This window comes from Sphingobium yanoikuyae (assembly GCF_034424525.1).
GTDB lineage: Bacteria > Pseudomonadota > Alphaproteobacteria > Sphingomonadales > Sphingomonadaceae > Sphingobium > Sphingobium yanoikuyae.
Window position 1 is genome coordinate 4,779,139 of the sequence record NZ_CP139979.1, and the last position, 11,847, is coordinate 4,790,985.

Here is an 11,847-nt window from a genome sequence, read left to right on the forward strand (position 1 = left end):
ATGGGGTGCGGGCGCTTCTAGATTTTTTTGGGCGCGGGTCAAGCGGCCTTTATCCGATGGGGTAGATCAGTGCGCGCGATAGCGATGGCTGGCGCCGAACCAGCGGATCAACTGGTCAGCCGCGTCGTCGGCGAGCGCGATGAAGATGCGGCGACCGTCATGCGGATCGGCACGGCGTTCGACCAGGGCCTTGTCCGTCAATGTGCGAATCCAGCGCAGCGCCGTGGTCGGCGGCACGGCGGAGGCGATGCAGAGGCTGGAGACCGAGACATGGGCCTGTTCCAGCCGGGCGGCGAGCAGGTCGAGCATCATGTCCCAGGCCGGATCGGCGAACAGGTCGCCCGGCAGGAAATCGGCGCGCAGCCGGCGGGCGCGCAGCAGGTCGCGGACCTGGGCGGCGGTGACGGAGGCGGTTTCCGCCATGGTGGCCGCTCCGATCGTGGCCATGGCCGGCATGGCGGTATAGCCGCCCTGGCGGTCGGCGATGCGCGCGGGCATGTCGAACGCGGGGAGCGTAGGGCGCGGCCGATCGGTCAGGGCCTCGATCGTGCGAGCGAGGCGGCTGACTTCCTCGCTCAGCCGCTGCAACCGGTTGCCGTCGCTTTCATGGGTGGCGTCGTGCAGATTATGGGGGAGCGCGTCGCTGTGCGCGGCGGCGAGCAGGGCGGCGGCGATGTCGCCATTGTCGGGACTGCACAGCAACTGGGTCTGCGGACTGCGCATGCAGGCATAGGCCGTGTCGAGTGTCTCGATCCCGGCGAGCAGGACCACCGCCATGCGATTCTGAATCGCGATCGTCTCGACCTGGACGATCAGCCGTTCGAGCAACGGATCAGGCTGGTGGCAGAGCAGCAGCACGACGTCGCAGCCCACCTGCATGTCGAGCCGGGCGGCGGCCTGGCCGAGCGGCACGGTGCCGAGCAGGCGCAGGCCGGCGGCATCGGCCAGCATGGCGGCATCGTCGAACCATTCGTCATCGGCAACGATCAGCAGCCCACGCCGGTCATCCGGCGCGGCATAGGGGCTATCATGATCGGTCGAGAAGGGATCGGCCATCACCACGCAATCTCCCGTGCCTGTTATGTTCCGCAGCTTAGCCGCTTGCCCACCGGGCGCAGCCGGCGCTGACTCCATAATGGCGCAAATGCACGGGGCTGTCGTGATGGCCGTCACGCACCCACGATATCGGGGGGAATGCGGAAACGAAAAGGGCGCCGGCTGATGCGGGCGCCCTGTTCTGCCTATTCGATCCGAAATGGACTCATTTCGTCGCAGGTCAGACCGCGGTGCGGCGGGCGAAGTCGATATAGAGTTCGCGCAGCCGGGTCGCGACCGGGCCGGGCGTGCCGTCACCGACCGGCTGGCCGTCGATTTTGACGATCGAGAGGCAGAAGGTCGAGGCGCTGGTCATGAAGGCTTCCTTGGCGGCGAGCGCTTCGGCGAGGGTGAAGGGGCGGCGGATGACGGCGATGCCGCTTTCTTCCGCAAGGGCGGTGAGCGCCGCGCCGGTGCAGCCGGCCAGCACCGACTGGCTGTAGGGGCGGGTGACGATGCCTTCGTCGGTGACGATGAAGGCGGTGGAGGAGGCGCCTTCGGTGATGAAGCCATCCTCGATCATCCAGGCTTCCTGCGCGCCGGCTTCCTTGGCCGCCATCTTGGCCATGGCCTGGGCGAGCAGGCCCACGCTCTTGATGTCGCGCCGCGCCCAGCGCAGGTCGGCCATGGTGGCGACCGCGACGCCGGTCCTGGCGGCGGGCACATCAAGGAAGGTCTTGTCCTGGACGAACATGAACAGGGTCGGTTGTAACCCGGCTGGCGGGATGAAGTCGCGGGTGACATCGGCGCCGCGGGTGATCTGGAGATAGACCAGTCCTTCGCCAAGGCCATTATGGGCGACCAGCGCCTTCTGCGCCGCCTCGATCTCGTCCAGGGTCAGCGGCAGGGTGATGCCGATTTCGGTGCAGGAACGTTCCAGCCGGGCGAGATGGCTGGCGCTGTCGACCAGCCGGCCATCGATCACGGCCGCCACCTCATAAATGCCGTCGGCGAACAGGAAGCCGCGATCGAGCGGGGAGATGCGGACGTCTTCGAGCGGCAGAAACTGGCCGTTGAGATAGGCGACGGACATGGCGGCGGGCGATCCTTGGTCTGGTGATTTACGCCGCCGCTTTTGCCGCCGCGGCGGCTGGGGTCAAGGCAGCGAAATAGGATTTGCTCCGCTTAACTTCGCATATTTCCCGCACATTGTGACATTATCTTGCGCTGCCTTGATCCTATCGGAAAGTCAGGGGATGGCAGCGCCGATGATAGGGGAAAGGGCCGCTGTAGGACAGGCTCAGGCGGCCTTGCCCTTGAGCGCCTTTTGCCGGCGGCGCTGGACCGAGGAGCCGATGCCCATGGATTCGCGATATTTGGCGACGGTGCGGCGGGCGATGTCCATGCCCTTGGCGCGCAGCAGGTCGACCAATGTGTCGTCGGAGAGGATGGCATGGGCCTCCTCCGCGCCGATCAGTGCCTTGATATGGCTCTTCACGGCCTCGGCCGAGACGGCGCCGTCGCCATCCGCCGCCGCGACGCCGCTGGTGAAGAAATATTTGAGTTCATAGAGGCCGCGCGGGCAGGAGAGATATTTGTTCGAGGTGACGCGGCTGACGGTCGATTCATGCATTTCGATCGCGTCGGCGACCGCGCGCAGCGTCAGCGGCTTGAGATAAGCGACGCCGTTGCGGAAGAAATCCTCCTGCTGGCGGACGATCTCGCTCGCCACCTTGATGATCGTCTTCTGCCGCTGGTCGAGCGCCTTCACCAGCCAGTTGGCGCTGGCGAGGCAGTCGGCCAGCCAGGCCTTGCTCGCCTTGTCCTGCGGGCCGCCGGCCAGTTCGACATAATAGGTGCGGTTGACCAGCACGCGCGGCAGGGTGGCGCTGTTGACCTCTATGCCCCAGCCCTCGCGGGTGCGGCTGACGAACAGGTCGGGCGTGATCGGTGTCGCGCTGTCGCTGGCGAAGCGCAGGCCGGGCTTGGGATCATAGCCGCGCAGTTCGCGGATCATGTCGGCCAGATCCTCCTCATCCACGCCGCAGATACGGCGCAGCTGGGGCAGGGCGCCCTTGGCCAGCAGGTCGAGATTGGCGAGCAGCCGCTGGATGCAGGGATCGTAGCGGTTCGCTTCCTTGGCCTGGAGGGCGAGGCATTCGGCAAGCGAGCGGGCGCCCACGCCGGTGGGGTCGAAGCTGTGGATAACTTCGAGCACGCCCTCGACCGTGAAGAGTGGAACGCCCAGGCCATGGGCGGTCTGGAGCAGATTGGCCTCCAGATAGCCCGCTTCGCTGATCTGGCCGATCAACTGGGTGGCGATCAGCAGCTCCATGCCCGACAGCGTGCTGCGGGCCTGGTCCATCAGATGTTCCTGCAGGCTGGGCGCGGCATTGGCGAAACTGTCGAAATCGACCGCTTCGCCCGAACCGCTGCCGCCGCCCAGCATGTCGAGCGAGCTTGAGCCGCTGCCCGCGGCCATGCGGTCGGCCGGGCCATCGTCGATGAAGGTTTCCGCGCCATGATCGACATCGAGCGGACTGTCGGCGCCGCCCAGGCCCTGGGCGATCAGATCGTCGCTGGCGCCGGTTTCGGCGGCCAGGGTCGGCGCCTCCACCTCGCGGTCGACGCCGCTGCCGTCCCGGCCGCCGTCATCGGCGGCACCCTGTTCGAGCAGCGGGTTCTTTTCCAGTTCGCCCGCGACGAACGCCTCGATCTCCAGATTGGACAGCGCCAGCAGCTTGATCGCCTGCTGGAGCTGCGGCGTCATCACCAGAGACTGGCTCTGGCGGATGTCGAGGCGTGGCCCGAGCGCCATCAGCCGGGCCGTCCTGCATCAGCGAGGGGGCGCCGGCCGATCATGTCAGAGCTGGAAATTCTCGCCCAGATAGAGGCGGCGAACATCGGGATGGGCGACCAGTTCGGTCGGGCTGCCGGCGAACAGCACCTGGCCGCTGTAGATGATGCAGGCGCGGTCGACGATTTCCAGCGTCTCGCGCACATTATGGTCGGTGATGAGGACGCCGATGCCGCGCGTCTTGAGCTGCTTCACCAGGTCGCGAATGTCGGCGATCGACAGCGGATCGATGCCGGCGAACGGCTCGTCGAGCAGCACGATCGAGGGATCGGCGGCCAGCGCGCGGGCGATTTCGCAGCGGCGCCGTTCGCCGCCCGACAGCGCCATGGCGGCGGAATCGCGCAGGCGCGTGAGACCGAATTCGTCGAGCAGCTGTTCCAGCTTCTCGGCACGGGCGGCCTTGTTGGGTTCGGCCATTTCCAGCACGGCGCCGATATTCTGTTCGACCGTCAGGCCCCGGAAGATCGAGGTTTCCTGCGGGAGATAGCCCAGGCCCAGGATCGCGCGGCGATACATGGGCAGGCCGGTAATATCCTGGCCGTCGAGGATGATGCGGCCCTGATCGGGACGGACGAGGCCCATGACCGAATAGAAGCAGGTCGTCTTGCCCGCGCCATTGGGGCCGAGCAGGCCGACGACCTCGCCCTTGCCCACGGTCAGCGACACGTCGGACAGGACGACGCGCTTGTCATAGCTTTTCGCGATCGAGATGACGGACAGGCCCTCGCCCACTTCCTGCGGGGCGAGCGGTCGCGCTGAAGCGGCCCTGTCCTGGATCGTCACATCGTCCATCACTTCAATCCTTGTGCCGCCAAATCGGGGTGCGGCGGACATGGGTCCGCCTGCGGCAATTGGCAAGCTTTGTGCATGGGATCGCCGCCGGGGCAAGGGGAAAATGCGATGGAGAAGAGGGGGATGGGCGTGCCATCCCCCTGATGCACGGGTCATTCCACCATGATGCGCGGGTTGGGCAGGACGACGCCGACATCGCTGGCATAGGCATCCCACGCCTTTTCCAGCGCCGCCCGGCGCGCCGGTTCGCGGGCGGACAGGTCGGTGGTTTCACCCGGATCGGTGGCGATGTTGAACAGATGCCACTGGCCATCGCCGGCATCGGTGATCTTCCAGTCGCCCTGACGCAATGCGCGTGAGCCGAACAATTCGGTGCCGATCGCCTCGCTGGCGGGATGGACCGTCGGCGCCGTGCCGGCAAGCCAGGGCGCCCAGCTGGTGCCGCGGATCGGCTGGACGGCGCGGCCCTGGAACGTCCCCTTGGGCGGGGCGATGCCGGCCAGATCGATCAGCGTGGGGGCGACGTCCATGACGTTGAGATAGTCATGGGCGATGCTGCCGGGCTTCTTTACCGCTGGTCCGGAGAGGAAGGCGGTGGTGCGGGTGCCGCCCTCGGTCGCGAACGCCTTGTAGAGCCAGGATGGCGTGGTTGCCGCCTGCGCCCAGCCGGGGCCATAGCTGATATAGCTGCTGTCCTTGCCGCGATTGTCATAGCTGTTGTCGGCCGCCTCGGCGCGGGCGCGGAAGCGGGGATTCCTGGCATGGACCAGATCCATCCCCTCGGCGCCATTGTCGGCGAGGAAGAGGATGACGGTGTTGTCATATTCGCCGCTGGCCTTGAGCGCATCGATCACCCGGCCGACATTCTGGTCGAGCCGGTCGACCATCGCGGCATAGATTTCCATCGTCCGCGACGCGGTCTTCTTTTCGTCCGGGGTCAGCTGCGCCCAGGGCTTGCTGTTTTCAAGGGGATGCTGCGCGGCGCTGGCCGGGACCAGGCCGAGCGCGACCTGCTTCTTCAGCCGCTCGGCGCGCAACGCTTCATAGCCCGCCTCATAGCGACCCTTATATTTGGCGATGGTTTCGGCCGGGGCCTGCAGCGGCCAGTGCGGCGCGGTGAAGGCGAGATAGGCGAAGAAGGGCTTGTCGTCCTTCGTCGTCTTGATCTGGTCGATCAGCTTGGTGGCGAAGGCGTCGGAGGAATAATAGTCGCTGGGCAGGCTTTCGAGCGTGCGGCCATCCTCGCGATAGGTGGTGAAGCCGGGCTTGGGCGTGGCCGAAATGTCGGTGCCATAATGATTGCCCGCCCCCTGCAGCAGCGCGAAGCTGTGCTGGAACCCGCGGGCATGGGGATCCTGCTGCGGCGTGAGGCCCAGATGCCATTTGCCCGAAAAGAGGGTGCGATAGCCGCCGGCGGTCAGGACTTCGGGCAGGGCGGCGATGTCGGTGCGCAGATAGCCTTCATGGCCGGGCTTGCCGACCTGATTGGGGGCCTGCATTTCCGCCATGGTGCCAAGGCCGGCGCGATGATTGTCGGTGCCCGACAGCAGCATCGAGCGGGTCGGCGAGCAGGTCGGCGCGGTGTGGAAGCCGGTGAGGCGCACGCCCGACAAAGCGAGCCGGTCGAGATTGGGGGTGGATATCTCGCTGCCAAAGGCGCCGAGATCGGAATAGCCCAGGTCGTCGGCGACGATCACCAGGAAATTGGGACGCTTTTCCTGCGCCGCCGCGGGCGTGGTGAGGGCGGTGGCCAGCGCCAGGCTGGCAAGGACAGTGCGGAGCTTCATGGGGTCTTCCGTGAAAAGGGGCCGCGCCCGAAAAGGAACGCGGCCCAGTGTGCCGAAGGGATTTACCTGAGTTCGGGGGCAGGTTGGGGGGTGAGCAAGCCCTGCTCAGGCGGCTTCGGCAATCTTGCCATCTTCCTTCTTGATGATGCGGCTGTTGCGGCCGTCGATCGAGACGGGGACGGTGCCGGCGATGGTGGCGCGGCGCAGCTGGCGATGCTGGGTGCCGAAATCGGCGATGGCGCGATGCTGGGTGGCGCGATTGTCCCAGATGGCGACGTCACCCGGCTGCCAGCGCCAGCGCACGGTGTTTTCCGGCCGGGTCACGGTATCCTGGAAGGTAGCGAAGAGGCGCTGGCTGTCGGCCTGGCTGAGGCCGACGAACTGCTTGAAGAAATGGCCCAGGATCAGCGAGCGTTCGCCGCTTTCGGGATGGACATGAACCAGCGGATGTTCGGTTTCATAGACGGTCGAGGCGAAGACTTCGCGATAGCGCTTCACCGCTTCCTCGTTCGCATTGGTGACGACCGAGGCATAGTCATAAAGGTTGGAATGGACCGCCCACAGGCTGTTGGCGAGCTGGCGCAGCGGTTCGGGCAGTTCCTCATAAGCGGCTGCCGTATTGGCCCAGAGCGTGTCACCGCCGGCCTGCGGGATGACGATGGCGCGCAGGATCGAGGATTCGGGATAGGCAGGGACGAAGGTGACGTCGGTGTGCCAGCTCGACGCGGCGCGGCCCTCCTTCGAATCCAGTTCCAGCAGATATTTGGAGCCGGGCACGACCGGAACGGTTGGGTGGGCGACGGGCTTGCCGAAGCGTTCGGCAAAGGCTTCCTGGCCGGCATCGTCGAGATGATGCTGGGCGCGGAAGAAGATCACCTTGTGGCGGACGAGTGCGGCGCGGATCGCGGCGATGGTGGCGTCGTCAAGGTCGCCGCCCAGCGCGACGCCGCGGATCTCCGCGCCGATGCGGCCGGCGACGGGAACGACATCGAGCGGACCGTCGGCATCGGCGGCGTTGAGGAAGCTCTGGGTCAGGATGGTCATGGCAGGTCTCCTTGAATTTATGCGTGGACGGTCAGGCGGGGATCGCGTCGCGCTGATCGAGGGCGCGGCGGATTTCGGCATGGGCGGCTTCGTCGAGCGGGAAGCGCCAGATGATGAGGGTGGCGATGATGTGGGCCAGGGCCGGGCCGAGGGCGAAGACGGTCTTCAATCCTTCGAGCGCGGTGGGATCGTTGTGCGGGCCGGCGGCAAAGCCGAGCCAGGCGATGAGCGGCAGGGCGATGCCGATGCCGATCGCCGGGCCGAGCTTGGCCGAGAGGGCAAAGACCGAGAAGAAGAGGCCGGTGCGGTCATGGCCGGTGCGCAGCCGGTGGGCGTCGGCCACATCGGCGACCATGGCGCGCAGCATCAGGTTGCCCGAGCCCTGGGTCAGCCCCTGGGCGATGGTGAGGGCGAGCAGCAGCGGCAGGCCGCCGGGGAAGACGAAGAGCAGGCCGATATTGATCGCCGCCTGGGCGATTTCGCCGCTGATCGCGGCCTGGCGCTTGCCGATGCGGGTGCCGATGCGCAGCCAGATTGGTGCGGCGGCGACGCCGAAGATGAACTGGAGCAGATAGAGGCCGCTCGCCCAGGCGGGCAGGCCCATATACCAGACCGCGAAGAAGACGATCAGGCTGGCGCGGATCGACTGGCCGGCGGTGACCACCGCGTCGGAGGCGAGGACGCGCAGCAGCAGCCGGTCGGAGAAGATGACGCTGGTGGCGCGCCAGAAGCTCTGGCGGACCGGCGGGGTGGCGGGCACCGGCGGTTCGGGCACGGAAAAGAGGGTGAGGACGAGGCTGGGGATCAGGGTGGCGATGATGAAGCCGCCGACCAATTGCAGCTTAAGCGTGCCATTGCCCGGTTCGACCTGGTCGAGGATGGTCGGCAGCACCAGCACGGCGAGCAGGCCGATGGCGCGCAGCAGCGCCTGATAGCTGACGACGCGGGTGCGGCCATGATAATGGCGTGACAGCTCGCCGGCCCAGGCGGAGGCCGGGATCTCGATCATCGACCAGCCGAGATAGAAGAAGAAGAGGGCGGCGCCGAGATAGGCGGGCGTCACCAGCGCGGCGGGCGGGAAGAAGAGCAGGGCGGAGGACAGGCCGAACAGCAGGCCGCCGGCTGCGATCCACGGGCGGCGCCGGCCGAAGCGGCTGCGGGTGCGGTCGCTGAGTGCGCCAACCAGCGGATCGGCGCTGACATCCCAGATGCGGCCCAGCAGGAAGATGAAGCCGATGGTCGCGAGCGAGAGGCCGAACTGGGTGGCGTAGAGCTGGGGCACGAACAGGGCGAGCGGCAGGCCGGCGCCGGCGATCGGCACCGCGATCGAGGCGAAGCCGGTGAGGCGCAGGCGCGAGGGCTCGCCCTCCCCGACGCGGGCGGGTTCCGGCCGGGTGATGCTCCGGTCATCCAGATAGTCTGCGTAGGGAAGGGTAGCCACGATCTTGCCTCCGTATTGGGGGTCAGAATTTGCTGCGCAGGGTGACGCCGATGGTGCGGGGATCGCCGACGGTGGCGGTGACGAGGCCGGTGTTCGCGACCGAGAGCGTGTCGACATAATCCTTGTCGAACAGGTTCTTGGCCCAGAGCGACAGGTCGATCAGGCCATCGTCCAGCCGCACGCCGATGCGCGCATTGGCGACGCCGTAGCTGGGCACCAGCGAGTAGCGGCTGTCCGACACGGCGGTGTAGTATGAGGAGCGCCAGCTATAGTCGGCGCGGCCATAGAATTGCGCGTCGCCCCATTTGGTGGTGCCGAGCGGAATGGCGAAGTCGCCGCCCGCGCTCCACGACCATTCGGGGACGCCCGACAGCGGCTTGCCGCTCAGGTCGGTCACGGCCGAGCCGCCGGTGGTCGGGTTCAGTGCCTCGACCGGGGTGGGGCCGTTCTTGAAGTCGACATAATAGGCGTCGGTATAAGCGAGCGAGGCGTTGAGGTTGACATAGCGGCTGAGCGCCAGCGCACCGTCCAGTTCGAAGCCGCGCGCGCGCGCCTCGGGAATGTTGGTGATATAATTGCGGGTGCTGTTGGTGCCGACAATCTGTTCGGTGATCGCGGTCTGATAGTCGAAGATATTGGTCCAGAAGGCGGCGGCGTTGAGCGTTGCCTTGCCGCCCCAGAACTGGCTCTTCACGCCGGCTTCGTAATTGTCGACCTTCTCGCCGCCGACATCGGGGCTGACCCCGGCCGGGATGTTGGTGAGGTTGAGGCCGCCCGACTTGTTGCCGCGCGAATAGGTGGCATAGATCAGCATATCCGGCGTCACCTTGTAGGACAGGGTGGCCAGGCCCGAGAGGCTGTTGTCGGTGAAGCCGGTCGAGTAGCTGGTGACGGGGTTGAGGCTGTTGCGCAGCGCGATCGCGGCGGTGCGCTGGGCCGCGGTCAGGCTGGAAAGATCATTCCCCTCCGCCCACCACTGGCTGTAGCTGCCCTGCTTCTTTTCATGCGTGTAGCGCAGGCCGAGCGTCAGCGAGAGGCTGTCGGGGATGATGGCGTAGCTGGCCTGGCCGAACAGCGCGGCGCTCTTGGTTTCCGGATTGGAGCTGGAGCGGGCGACGAAGCCGTTGACCGCCGCATTGCTGACCACCGGATCGGCATTGGGGAAGAGCCAGAGCGGCGCGTCTACGCCATAGCCGGCGGCGCCCGAGCCGTTGATGATCTGCCAGAAATAATAGGCGCCCAGCACATAGGAGAGGCGGGTGTCGCCATTGGAGGCGACGCGAAATTCCTGGCTGAACTGGCGCTGGTTATTTTCCTGGTGGTTGAGCGTGTTGACCGAGAGCGAGGTGGCGTCGCTGTCGTTGCGGGGATACCAGTTCCAGGCGCGATAGGCGGTGATGGAGCTGAGCGTGACCGGGCCGACATCCCAGTCGGCCTTGCCCGAAATGCCCCACTGATTCATGTTCGCCTGGAACTGGCCGTCGACATCGACCTTGCGGGCGAAGGGATCGGTGGCGAGCGGCGTGTAGCCGGCGCGGGCGGCGCGGATCGCGAAATTGTTCGCGATCGTGTTGCCGTCATCATAGGTGGTGAAGACGGTGCTGGGCAGGCGGACGCAGCAGTTGAGCGTCTGCTTGGCATAGTCACCGATCAGGCGCAGGCTGAAGCCCTCACCCTGGGTCAGCAGCAGCTGGCCGCGCGCGGTGAAATTGTCGTAATCGTGAATTTTCTTGCCGTTATGGACATTGGTCAGGAAGCCATCGCGATGGGTGTCGGCAATGCTGACGCGCACCGCTGCCCAGTCGGTGAGGCCTCCGGTGACCGAGCCGCGCACCTGATGGAAACCATAGTCGCCCAGCGTCGCTTCCACCTGGCCGCCGAAATCGAAGCTCGGCTGGCGGGTGGTGATGTTGATGGCGCCGGCGGTGGTGTTCTTGCCGAACAGCGTGCCCTGTGGCCCGCGCAGCACCTCGATCCGTTCGAGATCGACCAGATCGAACTGGCTGGCGCCGACCCGGCCATAATAGACATCGTCGATATAGACGCCGACGCCATTTTCGAGGCCGTCATTGGTCAGCGCGACGTTGGAGCCGAGGCCGCGAATATTGATGTTGGTGTTGCGGGGGTTGAAGCTGAACAGCTGGAGGCTGGGCGCGACCTGCTGCACGGCGGCGAGCGTATAGTCGCCGCGCTGTTCGACCAGATCGCCGCCGACGACCGAGAGGGCGACCGGCACGTCCTGCGCCTTTTCGGCGCGGCGGCGGGCGGTGACCAGGATGGGGGCGCCATAATCGCCTTCATCGACGGCGGCTTCGGGCGCGGGGGCAGGCGCCGCGGCGGCGGGTTCGTCGGCGGCATGAGCGGCGCCCGGCAACAGGCCGATAGCGACGCCGGCGAGCAGCAGGCGACGGAGGGACAGGCCGTGCCGGGGTCGGCTGGGCGCGAAGACTTGGGACATGAAGAGGCTTACTCCCTGAATTTCTTGTCTGTTCTGCTTGTGGGCTGCGGACGCAGGGCATCGTCGCGCACGGCATTCAGGCCGTAGAGCGCGGCGGCCGCCTGGAGCAGCGACACGGAATAGGCTGGGTGCGGCGACGCGCGTCGGCCGCGAGCTTCCACGGGCATGCGATCCCCCTTTCCCGCACGACGCATCGGCGGAGGACGGGCGGATGGAGGCGCGCTGAGAAGCAGCGCGCTGCGTGGCGGGCGTCAGGCCCTAGATTTCAGATGGATGGCACATCGTTTCATTCCCCATTCTGTTGGGGGGAACACGAAGCTGGCGTCGTCGCCCGAGCATCGTGCGCTTTAGCTGTTGGTGACGCGGAGCAAGCTGCATCCCGATCAAAAGCCGCGGGTCCGATGCCGATGTCGTCATCCGGGCGGGGACCAGT

Annotated in this window: 9 protein-coding genes; all 9 read right to left on the reverse strand. The window is 66.4% G+C overall.

Features of this window, described 5'->3' with window-relative positions; genetic code table 11:
- Nucleotides 1-66: 66 nt before the first annotated feature.
- Nucleotides 67-1,056: a helix-turn-helix domain-containing protein gene (locus tag U0025_RS22240; protein WP_004209793.1), complete on the reverse strand. Its 990-nt coding sequence runs from the start codon at nucleotides 1,054-1,056 to the stop codon at nucleotides 67-69.
- Nucleotides 1,057-1,276: 220 nt separating this feature from the next.
- Nucleotides 1,277-2,128 carry a D-amino-acid transaminase gene (locus U0025_RS22245; RefSeq protein ID WP_004209795.1) on the reverse strand — a complete coding sequence of 284 codons (852 nt, stop codon included), beginning with the start codon at nucleotides 2,126-2,128 and terminating at the stop codon, nucleotides 1,277-1,279.
- A 207-nt stretch (nucleotides 2,129-2,335) separates the two neighbouring features.
- A complete protein-coding gene (rpoN, locus tag U0025_RS22250; RefSeq protein WP_004209797.1) occupies nucleotides 2,336-3,853 on the reverse strand; it encodes an RNA polymerase factor sigma-54 in 1,518 nt (505 codons plus the stop codon).
- Between the two features lie 45 nt (nucleotides 3,854-3,898).
- Complete coding sequence (gene lptB, locus U0025_RS22255; RefSeq protein WP_010336951.1) at nucleotides 3,899-4,684, reverse strand: LPS export ABC transporter ATP-binding protein; 786 nt, start codon at nucleotides 4,682-4,684, stop codon at nucleotides 3,899-3,901.
- A gap of 152 nt (nucleotides 4,685-4,836) precedes the next feature.
- Nucleotides 4,837-6,471 (reverse strand): arylsulfatase, encoded by a 1,635-nt coding sequence (locus U0025_RS22260; protein WP_004209800.1) that lies wholly within the window; start codon nucleotides 6,469-6,471, stop codon nucleotides 4,837-4,839.
- Nucleotides 6,472-6,576: 105 nt separating this feature from the next.
- On the reverse strand, nucleotides 6,577-7,515 hold the full coding sequence (locus U0025_RS22265) for a TauD/TfdA dioxygenase family protein (RefSeq protein WP_004209801.1): 939 nt from the start codon (nucleotides 7,513-7,515) through the stop codon (nucleotides 6,577-6,579).
- Between the two features lie 31 nt (nucleotides 7,516-7,546).
- Nucleotides 7,547-8,956 carry an MFS transporter gene (locus U0025_RS22270; RefSeq protein ID WP_004209802.1) on the reverse strand — a complete coding sequence of 470 codons (1,410 nt, stop codon included), beginning with the start codon at nucleotides 8,954-8,956 and terminating at the stop codon, nucleotides 7,547-7,549.
- A gap of 22 nt (nucleotides 8,957-8,978) precedes the next feature.
- The gene (locus tag U0025_RS22275; protein WP_004209803.1) at nucleotides 8,979-11,414 is read right to left on the reverse strand and encodes a TonB-dependent receptor; all 2,436 of its coding nucleotides are present in this window, start codon (nucleotides 11,412-11,414) and stop codon (nucleotides 8,979-8,981) included.
- An 8-nt stretch (nucleotides 11,415-11,422) separates the two neighbouring features.
- Nucleotides 11,423-11,581, reverse strand: coding sequence for a hypothetical protein (locus U0025_RS22280; RefSeq protein WP_004209804.1), 159 nt, complete (start codon nucleotides 11,579-11,581; stop codon nucleotides 11,423-11,425).
- Between the last annotated feature and the right edge of the window lie 266 nt (nucleotides 11,582-11,847).

What these genes read in the sequence shown, in the direction of transcription:
- U0025_RS22240 (WP_004209793.1), bottom strand. Translation starts at nt 1,056, where the DNA reads ATGGCCGATCCCTTCTCGACCGATCATGATAGCCCCTATGCCGCGCCG.
- U0025_RS22245 (WP_004209795.1), bottom strand. Translation starts at nt 2,128, where the DNA reads ATGTCCGTCGCCTATCTCAACGGCCAGTTTCTGCCGCTCGAAGACGTC.
- rpoN (WP_004209797.1), bottom strand. Translation starts at nt 3,853, where the DNA reads ATGGCGCTCGGGCCACGCCTCGACATCCGCCAGAGCCAGTCTCTGGTG.
- lptB (WP_010336951.1), bottom strand. Translation starts at nt 4,684, where the DNA reads ATGGACGATGTGACGATCCAGGACAGGGCCGCTTCAGCGCGACCGCTC.
- U0025_RS22260 (WP_004209800.1), bottom strand. Translation starts at nt 6,471, where the DNA reads ATGAAGCTCCGCACTGTCCTTGCCAGCCTGGCGCTGGCCACCGCCCTC.
- U0025_RS22265 (WP_004209801.1), bottom strand. Translation starts at nt 7,515, where the DNA reads ATGACCATCCTGACCCAGAGCTTCCTCAACGCCGCCGATGCCGACGGT.
- U0025_RS22275 (WP_004209803.1), bottom strand. Translation starts at nt 11,414, where the DNA reads ATGTCCCAAGTCTTCGCGCCCAGCCGACCCCGGCACGGCCTGTCCCTC.
- U0025_RS22280 (WP_004209804.1), bottom strand. Translation starts at nt 11,581, where the DNA reads ATGCCCGTGGAAGCTCGCGGCCGACGCGCGTCGCCGCACCCAGCCTAT.